General features: G+C 75.1%; 15 protein-coding genes. 7 read left to right on the forward strand and 8 right to left on the reverse strand.

Annotated elements, in window-relative coordinates; all coding sequences use genetic code 11:
- Positions 1 to 11: 11 nt before the first annotated feature.
- The 3 genes from AGRA3207_RS34370 to AGRA3207_RS34380 form a co-directional block, all read right to left on the reverse strand.
- The gene (locus tag AGRA3207_RS34370; RefSeq protein ID WP_231331370.1) at positions 12 to 629 is read right to left on the reverse strand and encodes an AmiS/UreI family transporter; all 618 of its coding nucleotides are present in this window, start codon (positions 627 to 629) and stop codon (positions 12 to 14) included.
- A 14-nt stretch (positions 630 to 643) separates the two neighbouring features.
- Complete coding sequence (locus tag AGRA3207_RS34375; RefSeq protein ID WP_231331371.1) at positions 644 to 925, reverse strand: FmdB family zinc ribbon protein; 282 nt, start codon at positions 923 to 925, stop codon at positions 644 to 646.
- Positions 926 to 1,111: 186 nt separating this feature from the next.
- The gene (locus tag AGRA3207_RS34380) at positions 1,112 to 2,179 is read right to left on the reverse strand and encodes a substrate-binding domain-containing protein (RefSeq protein WP_231331373.1); all 1,068 of its coding nucleotides are present in this window, start codon (positions 2,177 to 2,179) and stop codon (positions 1,112 to 1,114) included.
- Positions 2,180 to 2,276: 97 nt separating this feature from the next.
- Between AGRA3207_RS34380 and AGRA3207_RS34385 the strand changes: the two genes are divergently transcribed.
- Positions 2,277 to 2,678, forward strand: a complete 402-nt coding sequence (locus AGRA3207_RS34385) for a MarR family winged helix-turn-helix transcriptional regulator (RefSeq protein WP_231331375.1) — start codon at positions 2,277 to 2,279, stop codon at positions 2,676 to 2,678.
- 158 nt (positions 2,679 to 2,836) lie between these two features.
- Here the strand turns inward: AGRA3207_RS34385 and AGRA3207_RS34390 are convergent, their stop codons facing one another.
- The 3 genes from AGRA3207_RS34390 to AGRA3207_RS34400 form a co-directional block, all read right to left on the reverse strand.
- Positions 2,837 to 4,255: a YlbE family protein gene (locus AGRA3207_RS34390; protein ID WP_231331377.1), complete on the reverse strand. Its 1,419-nt coding sequence runs from the start codon at positions 4,253 to 4,255 to the stop codon at positions 2,837 to 2,839.
- Positions 4,252 to 5,724, reverse strand: a complete 1,473-nt coding sequence (locus tag AGRA3207_RS34395) for an FdrA family protein (RefSeq protein ID WP_231331379.1) — start codon at positions 5,722 to 5,724, stop codon at positions 4,252 to 4,254. Before AGRA3207_RS34395 ends, AGRA3207_RS34390 begins: the two co-directional genes overlap by 4 nt.
- 174 nt (positions 5,725 to 5,898) lie before the next feature.
- Positions 5,899 to 6,828, reverse strand: a complete 930-nt coding sequence (locus tag AGRA3207_RS34400; RefSeq protein WP_231331381.1) for an oxamate carbamoyltransferase subunit AllH family protein — start codon at positions 6,826 to 6,828, stop codon at positions 5,899 to 5,901.
- Positions 6,829 to 7,039: 211 nt separating this feature from the next.
- Between AGRA3207_RS34400 and AGRA3207_RS34405 the strand changes: the two genes are divergently transcribed.
- From AGRA3207_RS34405 to cutA, 5 genes are all read left to right on the forward strand, one after another.
- Entirely contained in the window at positions 7,040 to 8,827 is a 1,788-nt protein-coding gene (locus AGRA3207_RS34405; RefSeq protein ID WP_231331383.1) for a PucR family transcriptional regulator, read from the forward strand.
- 205 nt (positions 8,828 to 9,032) lie between these two features.
- Complete coding sequence (locus tag AGRA3207_RS34410) at positions 9,033 to 10,430, forward strand: uracil-xanthine permease family protein (protein ID WP_231331384.1); 1,398 nt, start codon at positions 9,033 to 9,035, stop codon at positions 10,428 to 10,430.
- Complete coding sequence (locus tag AGRA3207_RS34415; RefSeq protein WP_231331385.1) at positions 10,427 to 11,290, forward strand: FAD binding domain-containing protein; 864 nt, start codon at positions 10,427 to 10,429, stop codon at positions 11,288 to 11,290. The genes AGRA3207_RS34410 and AGRA3207_RS34415 overlap by 4 nt, the downstream gene beginning before the upstream one ends.
- Before the next feature lie 13 nt (positions 11,291 to 11,303).
- The gene (locus AGRA3207_RS34420) at positions 11,304 to 11,804 is read left to right on the forward strand and encodes a (2Fe-2S)-binding protein (RefSeq protein WP_231331387.1); all 501 of its coding nucleotides are present in this window, start codon (positions 11,304 to 11,306) and stop codon (positions 11,802 to 11,804) included.
- Entirely contained in the window at positions 11,805 to 14,264 is a 2,460-nt protein-coding gene (gene cutA / locus AGRA3207_RS34425) for an aerobic carbon-monoxide dehydrogenase large subunit (RefSeq protein ID WP_231331389.1), read from the forward strand.
- Here the strand turns inward: cutA and AGRA3207_RS34430 are convergent.
- Entirely contained in the window at positions 14,210 to 15,052 is an 843-nt protein-coding gene (locus AGRA3207_RS34430) for a polysaccharide deacetylase family protein (RefSeq protein WP_231331391.1), read from the reverse strand. The two genes, cutA and AGRA3207_RS34430, sit on opposite strands and share 55 nt — an antisense overlap.
- Before the next feature lie 206 nt (positions 15,053 to 15,258).
- Here AGRA3207_RS34430 and AGRA3207_RS34435 point away from each other — a divergent pair, with 206 nt between their 5' ends.
- A complete protein-coding gene (locus AGRA3207_RS34435) occupies positions 15,259 to 15,954 on the forward strand; it encodes an SRPBCC family protein (RefSeq protein ID WP_231331393.1) in 696 nt (231 codons plus the stop codon).
- An 87-nt stretch (positions 15,955 to 16,041) separates the two neighbouring features.
- Here AGRA3207_RS34435 and AGRA3207_RS34440 read toward each other — a convergent pair whose 3' ends face one another.
- The gene (locus AGRA3207_RS34440; protein ID WP_231331394.1) at positions 16,042 to 16,416 is read right to left on the reverse strand and encodes an FKBP-type peptidyl-prolyl cis-trans isomerase; all 375 of its coding nucleotides are present in this window, start codon (positions 16,414 to 16,416) and stop codon (positions 16,042 to 16,044) included.
- Positions 16,417 to 16,511 lie beyond the last annotated feature (95 nt).

Raw genomic sequence — 16,511 nt, forward strand, 5'->3', positions numbered from 1 at the left:
GCGTGCTCGGTTCAGGTGGCGGGGGACGGCTGCTCGGGCGTGCGCCGCGGGCCCGTGACGAGCCACAGGACCGCGAAGGCGACCACGGCGCAGGCGGCGATGGTGACGGCGAACGCCGCCGAGGTGGAGTAGTGGTCGGTCAGCAGCAGGAACGCCGGCAGGACGCAGGTGCCCCAGGCCAGGACGAGCGTGACCCAGCCGGTGTAGCGGGTGAGCTCCTCGCGTTTGAGGCCGAGGAGCAGGAAGAACAGGAACCACAGGAACGACCAGCAGAGCCAGATGACCCCGAACGGGTGGTCCTTGAGATCGAAGAAGTTGATCGCGGAGAAGACGATCGCCGCGATGGACACGAACAGCGAGAACCAGCCCACCCCGGTGGTGTCGAGCCCGGCGAGCAGGCCGATGCCGACGTAGAGGTAGGTGAACCCGAACAGGTAGACGCCCGCGGCCGCGGTGATCGCGGCGAGGTCGTCGCCCGCCCTCACCAGCAGCAGCGTGGGCAGGATGACCTGCATGGTCCCGACGAACAGGTTGAGCACCGCCGCCGCCCGCGCCTCGACGCGGCCGAGCAGCATCAGGGCGTTGACGAACAGGACGGCGCCGACGTACAGCAGGCCCACGTTTCCCATGACCGGCCCCCCGCCTAGGGCCGCGGCAGCTTGGCGTGGCGGGGGTCCCGCGGTGGCGCGGGCCGCGCGGGCGCCTGCGCCGGGCGGGACACGACCCGGGGTTCGTGGGCGGACGCCGCCTGCGCGTCCAGGGCCCGGGTCAGCGGGTCGCCCGGGCGGCCGAGGGACGGGGCCGTGAAGACCCTGCGCGCGTCGCCGCCGCATTCCGTACAGGGGCGCTCGGGGCCGGCGTGGCCCATCGGAAGCGTGAGATCGAAGGGGCCGCAGCCGGAGCAGCGGTATCGGTACGTCACCATGACGGGCCTCCCAGCCGAATTACTTCCTACAGAAACTATTTCGTGCGGAAGTACCTGTCAATGGCCGGTTTGGCTGACGGATGAGGTGTACGCACAGGTAGAGACCTGTCACAGCGCCGCGGTGGCGGCGGTCGCCGCGCCGCCGGCGCGCCGTCCGGGAGGCCGGATCGTGCGCGCGGGCGGCGGTTACAGGCGGTGGATGACGTCGAACTCCAGGCCGTCGGCGGCGGCGAGGAAGACCCGCTGCCGCAGGTGCCGGTCGCGGAGCTCGACGGGCCCGCGCGGGCCGTCGTAGCCGAGCCCGTCCGAGACGGTGCTCATCCGGCGCGCGTCCAGGCTCTGCGCCCGGCGCGCCAGCTCGGCGAACAGCCGCACGCCCTCGTAGCAGGACTCGCCGAGGCTGTTGAGGACGGGCGCGTCGGGGCCGAAGCGGCCGTGGTAGCGGGCGCCGAAGTCCAGCCCGCCGGCGGTCGGCAGCGACTCGAAGTAGCCCGCCGCGGCGAACAGCCCGCGGGTGTTGTCGGCACCGGTCGCCAGCAGCATGTTCTCGTCCATCAGCGGGCTGAACCGGACCTGGTCGCGGTCGAGGCCGGCGCGCGCGAACGCCCGGTTGAACGCGACGGCGTCGTCGCCGACCAGCAGCATCAGCACGCCGTCGCAGTCGCTGCGCGCCAGCCTCCGCAGCACGCCGCGGAAGTCCTGGGTGCCGAGCCCGACGAAGAACTCCGCGCACACCTCGCCGCCGAGCCCGTCCAGGTAGCCGCGGATCGCGCCCGCGGTGAGCCGCGGCCAGACGTAGTCGTCCCCGACGATCGCCCACCGCCGCACGCCCAGCTCGCCGGCGAACCAGCGCAGCGCCGGGCGGAGCTGGCGGCCCGGCGTCTCGCCGGTGAGGAACACCCAGGGCGCGCGCTCCCCGCCCTCGTAGAGGGGCGTGTAGACGTAGGGCACCCGGCCCGCGATGGTGGGCGCGAGCACCTCGCGCACGGCGGAGATGTGCCAGCCGGTGACGGCCTGGACCGCGCCGGAGGAGACCAGGCGGTCGACCTCGGCCGCGACCCGGCCCGGCGCGGCGCCGCCGTCCACCACGGTGAACCGCACCTCGCGGCCGAGCACGCCGCGCTCCTGGTTGACCTCCTCAGCGGCCAGCAGCGCGCACAGCTCGCACGAGGGACCGAAGATCCCCGCGGGACCCTGCAGCGGTATCACCAGCGCGATCGTGAGCGTCCCCGGGCGTCCGACCGACGTGACCATCGCTTGGTCCGAATGGGTGAGAGGTGAATAAATCGTCTGTGAACGGTACCCTGTGACATCGATGGAGGCAATAAGCACCGAAAGCCGTGAAAGGGACTTGTCCCAGCTCCTGGCGCTCGCCGAAAGGCGTGTCGTGGCACGGCTGAACGAGGTACTCGACACCGCCGGCTGCGGCGTGGACGAGTGGCGCGTGCTCTCGCTGCTGGCCGACGGGCGCGGGCACGCCATGACGGAGATCGCCGAGTACGCGATGCTCCCGGCCCCCACCCTGACCAAGCTGATCGACCGGATGGTCTCCGCCAACCGCGTGCACCGCCGCGTGGACGACGCCGACCGCCGCCGCGTCCTGGTCCTGCTGACCCCGCGCGGACGCGAGACGCACGAGACGCTCTCCGGCGCCGTCCAGGCCGAGTGGGACCGCCTCGGCGCCACCGTCGGACGCGATGACCTGGCCCTGCTGACGGCCCTGCTCACGCGTATCGCGGGCCGTCTCGCCTGACATCGGCCGTCCGGGGCGATCAGCGCACCAGGCCATGGACGGCGCAGTCCTTGTCCGGCTCCGACACGTCGAGCCGGTAGACCCGGCCCCGGCAGGCGTACCGGCCGCGGTCGATCCGGTTCGGCCATGTGCGCGACGTACCCCCCGGCCGGGCGTCCTCACACCGTCTCGGCCAGCGCGTGCAGCGCGTCCGTGAAGATGCCCCCCGGCGGCTCGACGAGCCCCGCGCCGACCTGGCCCGTGCCGGCCTCCCGCCCGGCGATGCCCGTGTCGATCACCGGCAGGATCCCGGTGCGGACGACGCGGGTCACGTCCACGCCCACGGGCGTGCCGCGGAACGACAGCAGCGGGATCCGCAGCGCCGGGTGCTCGGCGAGCGTGATCTCGTACATCCGCTGCGTCGCCGCCACCGCGTCGGGCACCTCGCCGCCGACGAACCGGACGATCGCCGGCGCCGCGGCGAGCGCGAACCCGCCCATCCCGGCGGTCTCGGTGATGGCCGAGTCGCCGATGTCGGGATTGGCGTCCGCCGGGCCGTGGTCGCCCAGGTAGAGGCCGTCGGGCACGCCGGCGGGGCCGGTGAACCAGCGGTCGCCCGTCCCCGACACCTGGATGCCGAAGTCGGTGCCGTTGCGGGCCATCGCCACCACCAGGCTGGAGCCGGGGACGCCGCGCGCCGCGTCCGCCGCCGCCTTCGCCGCCGCCATCCCCGCGTTCAGGAAGAAGTGGTCGTTGCCCGCCGCGAACCTCAGCGCCTCGGCGGCCCGCTCGCGGGGCACCTCGGACGCGGCGGCGAGGTCGGGCGCCAGCTCGCGCAGCAGCAGCGACGTCGCCGCCCGGTTCCGGTTGTGCAGCTCGTCGCCCATCTGGAGCGCCTGCGCGATGATCGACAGCAGGTCCAGCGGCCCGTGCGCCCGCACCGCCGCCCGCAGCGCCGGGCCGAGCACCTCGCCCATCCACGCCAGCCGCGCGATCACCTCCGGCCCGTACGCCCCGTACCGCAGGACCTTCCCGAGGCCCTCGTTCAGCGAGCAGTAGGACGTGCCGCCATGCTCGGCGTCCTCGACGACCAGCATCCACATGGAGGGGCTCACCACCCCCGCCATCGGCCCGACCGCGCCGTGGTGGTGGCACGGCTCGAACGTCACGCCGCCCCGCGCCAGCTCCCGCTCCGCCCCGGGCGGCGTCTCCGCCAAGCCCTCCAGGAGCATCGCGCCGATCAGCGCGCCGCGCATCGGCCCGGACGCCCGCTCCCACTCCAGCGGCGGCCCGGCGTGCAGGAACGCGCCGGGCTCCAGCCCGAGCACCTCCCGCGCGGGCCGCACGTCCACCAGATGCGGGCGCGCGGTCACCATCCGCTCCACGGCGCGGGCGTTGGCCTCCGCGTGGCCGGGGGCGCCGAGCACCGCGGCGAGCGCCGCCTCCGTCCCGGGCGGCGGCGGCCTCCAGTCGACCGCCTCCACCGGCACCGCCTGCCGCGCCAGCGCGTCCGCCAGCACCTCCACGCCCGCGGTCACCACCCGCGGCTCGCGCGCCAGCAGCCCGCCGAGGGGAGGCCGCGCCTCGCCGCCCGTCACGGCGCCTCCTCCGCGTGGCCCGCCCCGTCCCGCCCCGCGGCCCCCGCCAGCCGGGCCGCGTGCCGCGCCGCCTGCGCGTTGGACGCGAACACGTCGGCGCCCGCGTCCCGCAGCGCCGCCGCCTGCCGGTCGCGGTCCTGCGGGTCGGCGGGCGTCCCGCACAGCGACACCACGGCGGCCAGCTCGGAACGGTCCCTCAGGGCCGCGGCGAGCACCGGTGCCAGCGCCGCGGCCGGATCGTCCTCCGCGCCGAAGCCGAGCACCACGTCCACCAGCAGGACGCCCGTCGCGGGATCGGCCGCCGCCCCCGCGAGCGCCTCCAGCCGCAGCGTCGGGTCGATCATCGGGTGGGCGCGTCCCCGGGTGTAGGCGTCGGCGCCGAAGTCGGTGAAGGCGTGGCCGCGCGCCTCCAGGTCCCAGCCGAGCGCCTCCCGCGCGATCACCTCGGCCTCGTCGCACAGCGTCCCGCCCGCGAACAGCCCCCGCAGCGCCGTGCCCCGCCGCGGCGCGGGACGGCGCTCCGCGGGCCAGCGCGGCCACTCCGGCACCTTCAGGCCGAGCGCCGTCAGCGCCTTCTCCGCCGTGCGGGTCAGGTCGTCCTCGCCCGGCACCGGCAGCGCGAACAGCACGGGCGTGTCCAGCCGCCGTGCCGCCTCCCGGATCAGGTCCGCGACCTGCGGCGCGGGCGGCTTGGACACCAGCACGATCAGCCCGGTGCCGGGATCGGCGTCCAGCGCCGCGAGCGCCGACAGCGCCGAGCGGCCGCTCACCCGCGCCGACAGGTCCCGCCCGCCGACGCCGAGGACGTGGCTCACCCCGGCGCCCGCCGCGTCCAGCAGGCACATCAGCTGCTGCGCGCCCGTCCCGGACGCCGCGACGATCCCGACCGGCCCCGGCCGCACCGCGTTGGCGAACCCGAGCCCGACGCCGCCGACCGACGCGGTGCCGCAGTCCGGCCCCATCACGATCAGCCCGCGCCGCGCCGCCGCCTCCTTCAGCGCGATCTCCTGCGTCGGCGGCACGTTGTCACTGAAGATCATCACGTTGAGGCCCGCGTCCAGCGCGTCCATCGCCTCGGGGAACACGTGCGGGCCGGGCACCGACAGCAGCGCGACGCCCGCGTCCCCGCGGGCCGCCGCCGACGCCATCGTCCGCGGCGCGGGCGGCGCGCCGAGGAGCCCGCCGCCCTCCGGGGCACGGGCCTCCTCGCGCAGCAGCCCCTCCAGCGCCTCGCGCGCGCCCTCCAGGGCATCGTCGTCCTCCGCGCGGATCGCGACGACCAGGTCACCGGCGCCCGCCCCGTCCGGGACGGTGAAGCCCATGCGCTCCAGCACCCCGGCGTTGAGCGGGGTGCCCATCGCGGCCATCGCGCCGTCCACACCGTCCCGCGCGGACACCAGGCGCGACACCCGCATCAGCGTCACCGAATCGCGGTAGGCCCCCCGCCGCACCTCGACCCAGTGCCTCACCGGCATCGCTCCCTCACAGGCCGCCCCCACCGCACTCCTCGCTCATGCTGTGTTCCCCGCGGAGCCTGCGGGGCGCCTTGAGGCGCGGCCTTCCCTCGTCGCTCGTTCCTCGCTCCTCAGTCCAGGCCGCGCCGCGCCCCTCCGGCCCGCTCATGCTGTGTTCCCCGCGGAGCCTCATGCTGTCACCCTCCTGGCGTGCCGGGCGGGGACGGTGAGGGCGAGGGCGGCGCGGCAGCCGGCGAGGACGCCCCATGCCAGGTCGGCGCCGGAGGTGTGGCCCACCGCGAGCAGCCGGCGGACGGCGGGGGCCGCCTGCTCGTGGCCCGCGACCGACCGCAGGACGGCGGCGACCTCGCCGCCGGCGCCGCCCGCGGCCGCGCAGTGCAGCAGCGTCGCGGCGAGCGCGGTGGTGCGGGTCCCGGCGTCCGCGGTGACGGCGGCGCCGAGCCAGTCGGCGAGCCGCACCGCCGCGCCGCCGTCGCGGACGGCGCCGCCGACCAGCCGCAGCGCGACCAGCAGCCCGGACAGGATGTCGTCACCGCTCGGCGTCAGCCCCGGGCCGAGGCCGACGATGCGCTCGGCGGCCTCCACCGCCCCCGCGAGGTCGCCGACGGCGCAGCACTCGGCGAGGCGCACCGGATCGGGGTGGCCCGCCAGGCCGCCGCCGGTCATCCCGGCGGCGCCGAGCGCGGTCTCCAGGGCGCGCACCCCGCGGGCCAGCGCGGACGGCGGCATCGCGCCGAGCACGGGGGAGGGGTCCCACCAGCGGCGGACCCGCACGCTGAGCAGCCCGACGTCCACGCGCCCGTCGCCGACCCACGCCTCGCCGCCCTCGCGGACGGAGCGGAACGGCTGGTCGCGGCGGGCGGCGACGACCACCACCGCGTTCGGCAGCCGGTTCGCGTCGGAGCCGACGACGGCCAGCACCCGCGGCTCCCGCTCGCCGCGCATCTCCAGGTACAGCGCCGACGGGAACACCGCGAGGACGCGCGCGGCGCGGCGCGGCGGGTCGAGCAGCGGGCGCAGCGCCAGGCTGGCGGCACCGGCCGTCTGGGGCCGCGCCCCCGCGCCCAGCGGGATCGGTTCGCGCACGAGGGCAGTCACGGATCCTCCCGGGGCCGGTGTCGGTTGTCTCGCCCCGTGGACGGTCCGGCCCCTGCCGAGACGGTAGATCCAGGCCGCGCGGCGGACGTATGGGAAAAGGTGCCAAGACTGGTTGTCATCGTTCGTCTTTATTGTCAGGCTTGATCAGAAAGCGGTAGCGATCTCGCCTCCCTGGGCGATGTACGCACCAAAAGGCGAGGTGACCCCTGGCATGAGTTACACCACTGCGGACCCGGGCCCACCGGCCCTCAGGCTCGCGAGCACCGGAACACTGACCTACGGCCTGTCGGTCGGCGAGGTCCTGGGCGTCAGCACCCTCAACGGCGCGCGCCTCATCGCCGGACGGGCCGGACTCGACCGGATCGTCCAGCGCCTCAACGTGATGGAGGTCCCCGACATCCTGTCCTGGGTGAAGCCGAACGAACTGCTCCTCACCACCGGCTACCCCCTGCGCAACACCCCCCAGTCGCTCGACAACCTGGTCGCGGACCTGGACGAGCGCGGCCTCGCGGCCCTGGCCATCAAACTGGGCCGCTACCTGGAATCGCTCCCCGCCGAGATGATCGCCCAGGCCGATCGTCGCGGCTTCCCCCTGATCCTGCTCCCGAACGACGTCGGCTTCGACGACATCCTCAACCAGGTCCTGACCGACATCCTCAACCGGCAGGCGGCCGTGCTCGCGCGCACCGAGGAGGTGCACCGGGCGCTGGTCCAGATCGTGCTGTGCGGCGGCGGCCTCCAGGAGGTCGTGGACGAGGTCGCGACGCTGCTGGACGTCGCGGTCGTCGTGCTGGACGGCGAGCAGCGGGTGCTGGCGGGTGCCGGCCCCGAGGAGCACGTCCAGGCGATGCGCGCGTTCGACGCGGGCCGGCACACGGCGTGCGGGCGCGGCGGCTGCGGCATCACCGGCGCGCACGGCACCTCCGACCACCTGGTCGTGCCGGTCGTCGCGGGCGGCTTCGACCACGGGCGCATCATCGCGTTCAGCCCCGCGGGGAACCTGCGCGGCACCGACCTCGGCATCCTGGAGCGTGCCGCCACGGTGGCCGCGCTCGTGGTGACCAAGCAGCAGGCCGTCGCGGCGGTGGAGAGCAAGTACCGCGCCGACTTCCTGCGCGACATCCTCGCCGGGCGCGCCGGTGACGACGACCGTGTCGTCGCGCACTGCGACGGGTTCGGCTGGGACCTGGACCGCCCGGTGGTGGTGCTCGTGGCCGAGCTGGACGGGCGTCCCCGCGGCGTCGTCCCGCCGCCCGCCGAGTCCCCCGAGGGGCGCCCGGCGGCGCGCGACGGGCGCCGCCGCGGCGCCGAACCCGATCCCGGGACGCGCGGCGTCCGCGGCGCGGAGGAGCGTTCCGCGCAGGAGCGGCTGGCCGCCGCGTGGACCACGGCCGTCCGCCGCCACGACAAGGGCGCGGCGGTCGCGAGCTTCGCCCACGAGGTGGTCGCGATCATCGGCGCGGACGGCGGGGACCCCGCGGAACTGTCGTCGGGACCGGTCCAGGCGATGGTCAAGGAGGCGGCGTCGGTGTTCGCCGAGCACCTGGCGGTACGTCGGACGTTCTCCACCGGGATCAGCCGCACGGTCACGACCCCGGCGGCGCTGCCGGAGGCGTACGAGCAGGCCGTCAAGGCCGTCCGGGTGGGCCGCCAGCTGCACGGCGCCGGCGCCCGCGCGCACTTCGACCAGCTCGGCGTCTACCGGCTGCTGAGCCTGGTGTCGGATCCGGACGAGCTGCACGCCTTCGTCCGCGAGACGCTGGGCGACCTCGCCACCGACGACGAGCCGGAGCTGGTCGACCTGCGCCGCACCCTCCAGGTGCTGCTGGAGACCAACCTCAACGTCGCCGAGACGGCGCGCCGGCTCCACTTCCACTACAACACCCTGCGCTACCGCATCGGGAAACTGGAACGGATGCTCGGAGCGTTCACCGAGGACGCGCATCTGCGGCTCAACCTCACCCTCGCCCTGCACGTACTGCGCATGCGCGGTATCTGACGGTAGCGTGGACGGCATGCGCCGTCCCGCCCGACACGCTCCCCACGCGGCATCAGGCCGCAGGAAGGCGGTACCGGCCGGACGCCTTGATCAACGGTGCCCACAAACGCGGCCGCGGGCTTTGGCAGATGTCGCCGATGCCCTCTCACCTGGGTAGATCTACCTTGCCCGCATGAGCGCGGGCGGATGAGCGGGGAGGGGCCCGATGTCCATCGGCTGGAAGCTGCACGGCGACGGGCGGACGCCGCCGCCGGGAGAGGTCGTCCGGCCGGACGAGCGGCTCACCTGGCCGCGCACCGCCGGCATCGGCGCCCAGCACGTGGTCGCGATGTTCGGCGCGACGTTCGTCTTCCCCGTCGTGATGGGCCTGGACCCCAACCTGTCGATCATGATGTCCGGGGTCGCGACGATCCTGTTCCTGCTGATCGTGGGCGGGCGGGTGCCGAGCTACCTCGGCACCAGTGCCTCGTTCGTCGGCGCGGTCGCGGCGATCCGCGCGGCGGGCGGTGACAGCGCGACCGTGACCGGCGCGATCCTGGTCTCGGGGCTGGTGCTCGCGGCCGTCGGCGTGGCCGTGCACCTGCTCGGCGGCGCGGTCGTCCACCGGGTGTTCCCGCCCGTGGTGACCGGCGCGGTCGTCATGCTCATCGGGTTCAACCTGGCGCCCGTCGTCGCCACCGTCTACTGGCCCCAGGACCAGTGGACGGCGCTGCTCACGCTGTGCTTCGCCGTCCTGTGCACGGTGCTGCCGCGCGGGTTCCCGGCGCGCATCGCGATCCTGCTGGCGCTGGTGTTCGGGTTCGCGCTCTCCTGGCTCCTCGACGCGACCGCGGGGAAGATCACCTCCGTGCTGCCCGGGCAGAACCTGCTGGACGCGTCCGGCAAGCCCTGCCCGGCCGAGGGCCCCTACTGTGTCGCGACGGCGTTCCCGCACGACCGGCTGGACTTCGGGGCGGTCGGCGCGGCCGACTGGTTCGGCTTCCCCGGCCTGCACGCGCCCGACTTCAGGACCTCGGCGGTCCTGCTGGCGCTGCCGCCGGTCATCGCGCTGATCGCCGAGAACACCGGGCACGTCAAGGCCGTCGCGGAGATGACCCGCGAGAACCTGGACCCGGTCCTCGGCCGGGCCCTCGCCGCCGACGGCGCCGCGACCGCGCTCGCCACCGGGGTCGGCGGGTCGCCCACCACCACCTACGCCGAGAACATCGGCGTCATGGCCGCGACCCGCGTCTACTCGACCGCCGCGTACTACGTCGCCGCCGCGGTCGCGGTCCTGTTCGGGCTGTGCCCGAAGTTCGGCGCGCTGGTGGCCGCGACGCCCGGCGGCGTCCTCGGCGGGATCACCGTGATGCTCTACGGGATGATCGGGCTGCTCGGCGCGAAGATCTGGGTGGAGAACCGGGTCGACTTCGGCGACCCGGTCAACCTCGTCCCGGTGGCGGCGGGCATCATCCTCGCGATAGGGAACGTGACACTGGACATCACCGACGACTTCCCGCTCCAGGGGATCGCACTCGGCACCATCGCGGTCCTGGTGGGCTACCACGTCCTGCGCGCCGCGACCCGGCGCGCGGCCGACGCGGCCGGCGGGGCCGCCGGGTGAAGCCGCCGCCGTTCGCCTACCACGCCCCGCGCACCCTGGGCGAGGCGCTGGACGCCCTCGCCGCCGACCCGTCGGCGAAGGTCCTCGCCGGGGGGCAGAGCCTCATCCCGCTGCTCAACATGCGGCTCGCCGCGCCGTCGGCGCTGGTCGACATCAACCGCGTCGCCGAGCTGGACACCCTGCGCGTCGGGGCGGACGGGGTGCGGGCCGGCGCGCTCGCCCGGCACGCCCGGGTGGAGCGCTCGGACGAGGCCGCCGCCGTCCAGCCGCTGCTGCGGTCGGCGCTGCGGCACGTCGCGCATCCCGCCGTCCGCAACCGCGGCACCGTCGTGGGGAGCCTCGCGCACGCCGATCCCGCCGCCGAGATGCCCGCCGTGCTGGCGCTGCTCGGCGGCACCGTCGAGGCCGCCTCGGCGGCGGGCCGCCGCACCGTCGCCGCGGGCGCGTTCTTCCGCGGCCCGATGGAGCCCGCGCTGGAGCCCGGCGAGATCGCGGTGTCGGCGTTCTTCCCGGCCGTCCCGCCGCGCACCGGCACCGCGTTCGCCGAGACGGCCCGCCGGCACGGCGACTACGCGCTCGCCGGCGTCGCCGCCCTCGTGACCCTGGACGCCGGCCTGCGGGTCGCCGCCGCGCGCGCCGCGTACCTGGGCGTCGCCGCGACGCCGCTCGTCCTCGACCTGACCGGGCCCGCCGGGCCGGACGGCGACTGGGCGGCCGCCGCCGCGCACGTCCGCGAGCGGATCGACCCGGAGGGGGACGTGCACGCGGGCGCCGACTACCGCCGCCACCTGACCGGCGTCCTCACCGGGCGCGCCCTGCGCACGGCCGCCGCCCGGGCGCTGCCGGCGGCGGGCGAGTGAGGGGACGGGACCGATGGAGGAGATCCACGACATCGCGCTGACCGTCAACGGGACGCCGCGCACCGCCCGCGCGCCCGCCCGGCGGCTGCTGTCGGACCTGCTGCGGCACGACCTCGGCCTCACCGGCACGCACGTCGGCTGCGAGCACGGCGTGTGCGGGTGCTGCACGGTGCTGCTGGACGGGGAGCCCGTGCGGTCGTGCCTGATGCTCGCCGTCACCGCCGCCGGCCACGAGGTCACCACCGTCGAGGGGCTCGCCGGCACCGACGGGACGCCGTCGCCGGTGCAGCGCGCGTTCCGCGAGTGCCACGGGCTCCAGTGCGGGTTCTGCACGCCGGGGTTCCTGTGCACGGTCACCGCGCTGCTGCGCGAGACGCCCCGCCCGACACGGGACCAGGTCCTCGAAGGGATCTCCGGCAACCTGTGCCGGTGCACCGGCTACCAGAACATCGTCGCGTCGGTGCACCGCGCCGCCGAGCTGCTCGCCGGGTCCGCGGGCGAAGGGACGGCGTAGATGGGGACGCGGGTGTTCGGCGAGCCGGTCAGGCGCCGCGAGGACGCCCGGCTCCTCGCCGGACGCGGCCGCTACCTCGACGACCTCGGCCGGAACGCGCTCGCCGCCGCGTTCGTCCGGTCGCCGCACGCGCACGCCCGCATCGCCGACATCGACGTGTCCGGAGCGCTGGACGTGGACGGCCTCATCGCCGTCTACACCTGGGAGGACCTGCCGGGACGGGTCGGGGAGCCGCTGCCGCTGCTGATCCCGCACCCGGCGCTCACCCACGGCCGCACCGGGTACCCGCTCGCCCGCGACGTCGTCCGGCACGTCGGCGAGCCCGTCGCGATGGTCGTGGCCCGCGACCGCTACCTCGCCGAGGACGCCGCCGAGCGGATCCGGGTGGACTACGAGCCGCTGCCCGCCGTCGTCGGCATCGAGGCGGCGGCCCGCGCGGACCGCCTCGTCCACGACGACGTCCCCGGCAACGTCGCCGCCGTCGTGGTGCAGGAGAACGGGGACGCCGCCGCCGCGGTCGAGGCGGCGCCGCACACGCTGGAGTTCCGGCTCGCGATCGAGCGCAGCGCGTCCATGCCCCTCGAAGGACGCGGCGTCTACGCCCGCTGGGACGCCGACGACGGCTCGCTGCGCGTGTACACCTCCACCCAGGCGTCCACCGGCGTCCGCGCCGCCGTCGCCGCGCGGCTCGGGCTGCCGAACGGCAAGGTGGAGGTCGTCGCCCCGGACGTCGGCGGCGGGTTCGGCGTCAAGATCGTCCACCCGTGGCCCGAGGAGGTGCTGGTCCCCTGGGCGGCGCGGCTGCTGGACCGCGAGCTGAAGTGGACCGAGGACCGCCGCGAGCACTTCGTGTCCGCCGCGCACGAGCGCGGCCAGGTCCAGGACGTGCGCGTCGGGTTCGACGACGAGGGCCGCGTCCTCGGCCTGGACGTGCGGATCCGGCACGACCACGGCGCCTACACCCCGTACGGGATCATCATCCCGATCATCACGTCCACGCAGCTCCCCGGCCCGTACAAGATCGGCGCGTACCGGGCGGAGGTGACGAGCCTGTACACCAACACGGTCATCGTCACGCCGTACCGGGGCGCGGGCCGCCCGCAGGGCGTGTTCTGCATGGAGCGGACGATGGACCGCATCGCGCGGCACCTCGGCCTGGACCGCGCGGACGTGCGCGCCGCGAATCTGATCCAGCCCGGCGAGTTCCCCTACGACCAGGGTCTGACCTTCCAGGACGGCCGTCCGGTGATCTACGACTCGGGCGACTACCCGGAGCTGCTCCGGCGGGCGCGCCGCGCCATCGGCTGGGACGGCTTCGAGGCCGAGCGCGCCGCCGCCGCGTCCCGGGGGCGGCGCCTCGGCATCGGCATCGGCATCTACGTCGAGGGCACCGGCGTCGGCCCGTACGAGGGCGGGCACGTCGAGATCGACACCGCGGGCCGCGTCCATGTCTCGACCGGGCTGACCTCGCAGGGCCAGAGCCACGAGACCGTGTTCGCCCAGATCGCCGCGGAGGAGCTCGGCGTCCCCCTGGAGGACGTCCATGTGACGACGGGCGACACGCGCCGCTTCGGCTACGCGGTCGGGACGTTCGCGTCCCGCGCGGCCGTCATGAGCGGCAACGCGATCGCGCTGGCGTGCCGGAAGGTGCGCGGCAAGGCGCTGCGCATCGCCGGCGAGGCCCTGGAGGCCGACCCGGGCGACCTGGACATCACCGGCGGCGTCGTGCACGTCCGCGGCGACATGTCGGCCTCCGTCCCGCTGCGGACCGTCGCGGTGCTGTCCAACCCGCTGCGGTACGCCTTCGACGAGGAGACCGCCGCCGCGACCCAGTTCGCGGTCGGGCGGCCGCCGGACGAGGCGCCCGTCGCGCCCGGGGACGAGCCGGGCCTGGAAGGGCGCGACTACTACTCGCCCGTGCGGTCCACGTTCGCCGCGGGGGCGCACGCCGCCATCGTCGAGGTGGACCCGGACACCGCCGAGATCGCGATCCTGCGGTACGCCGTCGTCCACGACTGCGGGCGGCTCGTCAACCCGATGGTGGTCGAGGGGCAGATCCACGGCGGCGTCGCGCAGGGCATCGGCGGCGCGCTGTACGAGCGGATGGTCTACGACGAGGCGGGGCAGCTGCTGAACGCCTCGTTCGCGGACTTCCTGATGCCCTACGCCACCGAGATCCCGCGCATCGAGACCGACCACCTGGAGACCCCTTCGCCGCTCAACCCCCTCGGCATCAAGGGCGCGGGCGAGGCGGGCGTCATCCCGGTGTCGGCGGTCGTGGCGTCGGCCGTCGAGGACGCCGAGGGCATCCGGATCGACGCGATGCCCCTGTCCCCGGACGGCCTGCACGCCCTCCGCGGCGGGCACGCGGCGGAGGCGCCGCCGGGGCGCGGGCGGGACGGGGCTCAGCCGCCCGCCGGCGGGTCGGGGACGTTGCCGCCGAGCGAGACAGGCAGGTAGTTCTGCACGGCGGCGGGCCGGAAGCCCTGCTGCCTGATCCACCCCAGGATCATCTGGAACTGCTGCGCGAGACCCTTGCGGTAGTGCATCAGGACGATGTCGCCGGGCCGGAAGCCCTTGCCCCCGTCGCCGCGGGCGAAGCCGTTGAACCCGACGCCGGGGCCCGAGGTGCCGTTGTAGAACTCCGCCGACCACAGCAGGACCGACTTGATGCCGCACTCCTTGGCGGCCTTGCGGGTCGTCTCGTTGAAGCTGCCGAACGGCGGCCGGAAGATCTGCGGGCGGCGGCCGTACTGCCCGGCGATGGCGGTGGAGGAGTCGCAGATCTCCCGCTTCTGCGCCTCGGGGCTGAGCGTCGCCATGTTGGGATGGCTGACGGTGTGGTTCTCCATCGCCGAGCCCGCGTTGCGCATCGCCCAGAAATACTGCCCCTGGCCCTTGATGTACGTCGAGGTCAGGAACGTCATGATGGGGACCTTCTCCTTGCGGACGAGGTCCACGAACTCGGCGTCGTAGGTGTAGCCGTCGTCGATCGTCAGGAAGACGACGCGCTCCTGGGTGTCGATGTGGTTGACGACGGGCGGCAGCCCGTCGGGGGACGGCTTCGGCATCGTCCAGGACCCGGGCTTCGGGGTCGCCCATTTCTGGTCGGCGAGCGCAGCGCTCAGCTCCGTCCGGACGGACGGGCCGGAGCCGCCCGTCTGGGCCCGCACCACGGGCCAGCCGCCCGCGGCCGCGCCGAGCACTCCGGCGGCCACCATGGCGATCACGGGCGTCTTCCCTCGCATCAGCCGCGTTCTCCGTTCCAGTCGGGGGGAGTGTGGTCCCGCAACGGTTGACGCGCCGGAACGGCCGTGGGTTCGCGCGGGGTCACGGGACCTACCGGACATTGTGGCGATGCCCGCCCCCTCGCCGCCGGAACCGCCCGATCCTCGGCGCGCCCTCGGCACACATTGCCCTTCGGTGTCCGCGCCGGAACCCTTAGAGTCGGACCATGCAGGTCACCGGCAGCGCCAGCGTCGCCGCACCGCTCGCCCGGGTCTGGGACGCCCTCCAGGACCCCGCCGTGCTCGCGCGGACGATCCCCGGATGCGTCTCGCTGGAGGAGACGGCGCCCGCCACCTACCGGATGACGGTCACGGCCGGGGTCGCGTCCATCAAGGGCACCTACGTGGGACGGGTGGAGCTCGCCGACCCCGACCCGCCGCGCGCGTTCACGCTGCGCGCCCGGGGGCAGGGCGCGCCCGGCACGGTCGACGCGACCGTCCGCGTCCGGCTGAGCGACGGCGGCGGCACCACCCGCGTCGACTACGACGCCGACGCCGTCGTCGGCGGGATGGCCGGCGGCGTCGGGCAGCGGATGCTCGGCAGCGTCGCGAAGCGGACGGCGGCCGAGTTCTTCGCCGCGGTGGAGCAGGACCTGACCGCGCCCGCCGAGTCCGTCCCGTCCGCCGAGTCCGTCCCGTCCGCGGAGTCCGTCCCGTCCGCGGAGTCCGCCGTGGCCGCGGGATCAGCCGGGTCGTCCGCGCCGCCGCCGACACCGGGGCCGGTCTACACGGGGAGCGCCGCCGCGCCTGCCGCACGCGCGTCCGCACCGGCCTGGCCGATGGCCGCGGCCTTCGCCGCCGGCGGCCTGGCCGCCCTCGCGGGCGTGGCCGCCGGCTACGCCCTGGGCCGCCGCGCCCGCTGACCGGGCGCGGGACGGCGGCGGGCACCCGGGACGGACCTCACCTCCGGACGACCCGCCGCCGGGGCCGGGGCCCCCGGCCGCGCGGCCTCAGTTCACGGCGACCAGGTCCACCACGAAGATGAGGGTCTCGCCGGGCTTGATGGCCGGGCTCGGGCTGCGGTCGCCGTAGGCCAGGTGCGGCGGGATGACGAGCTTGCGCCGCCCGCCCACCTTCATCCCGACGATGCCCATGTCCCAGCCCTTGATGACGCGTCCGCCGCCGAGCGGGAAGTCGAAGGTGCCGCCGCGGTTCCAGGACGCGTCGAACTCCTCGCCCGTGGACCAGGACACGCCGACGTAGTGCATCGACACATTCGAGCCCTTGGCCGCCTCCGGGCCGTCGCCCTCGTTGATGTCGGTGATGTCGAGGTAGGCGGGCGGCTGTCCCTCGGGGAAGTCGATCTCGGGGCGTTCAAGCGCCATGGACGGGCTCCAGCGGTCGTGTCGGACGGTGAAGGTGCCCAGCCTAGTGCCGCGCGTGTCGCCGGAGAACGCCCGGCCCGTCGTCACATCGCGGC

Origin of the sequence: Actinomadura graeca, from assembly GCF_019175365.1 — a bacterium.
GTDB lineage: Bacteria > Actinomycetota > Actinomycetes > Streptosporangiales > Streptosporangiaceae > Spirillospora > Spirillospora graeca.

Excerpts from the sequence above, each read along its gene's own strand:
- AGRA3207_RS34370 (WP_231331370.1), bottom strand. The coding sequence starts at position 629 with ATGGGAAACGTGGGCCTGCTGTACGTCGGCGCCGTCCTGTTCGTCAAC.
- AGRA3207_RS34375 (WP_231331371.1), bottom strand. The coding sequence starts at position 925 with ATGGTGACGTACCGATACCGCTGCTCCGGCTGCGGCCCCTTCGATCTC.
- AGRA3207_RS34380 (WP_231331373.1), bottom strand. The coding sequence starts at position 2,179 with ATGGTCACGTCGGTCGGACGCCCGGGGACGCTCACGATCGCGCTGGTG.
- AGRA3207_RS34405 (WP_231331383.1), top strand. The coding sequence starts at position 7,040 with ATGAGTTACACCACTGCGGACCCGGGCCCACCGGCCCTCAGGCTCGCG.
- AGRA3207_RS34410 (WP_231331384.1), top strand. The coding sequence starts at position 9,033 with ATGTCCATCGGCTGGAAGCTGCACGGCGACGGGCGGACGCCGCCGCCG.
- AGRA3207_RS34420 (WP_231331387.1), top strand. The coding sequence starts at position 11,304 with ATGGAGGAGATCCACGACATCGCGCTGACCGTCAACGGGACGCCGCGC.
- cutA (WP_231331389.1), top strand. The coding sequence starts at position 11,805 with ATGGGGACGCGGGTGTTCGGCGAGCCGGTCAGGCGCCGCGAGGACGCC.
- AGRA3207_RS34430 (WP_231331391.1), bottom strand. The coding sequence starts at position 15,052 with ATGCGAGGGAAGACGCCCGTGATCGCCATGGTGGCCGCCGGAGTGCTC.
- AGRA3207_RS34435 (WP_231331393.1), top strand. The coding sequence starts at position 15,259 with ATGCAGGTCACCGGCAGCGCCAGCGTCGCCGCACCGCTCGCCCGGGTC.
- AGRA3207_RS34440 (WP_231331394.1), bottom strand. The coding sequence starts at position 16,416 with ATGGCGCTTGAACGCCCCGAGATCGACTTCCCCGAGGGACAGCCGCCC.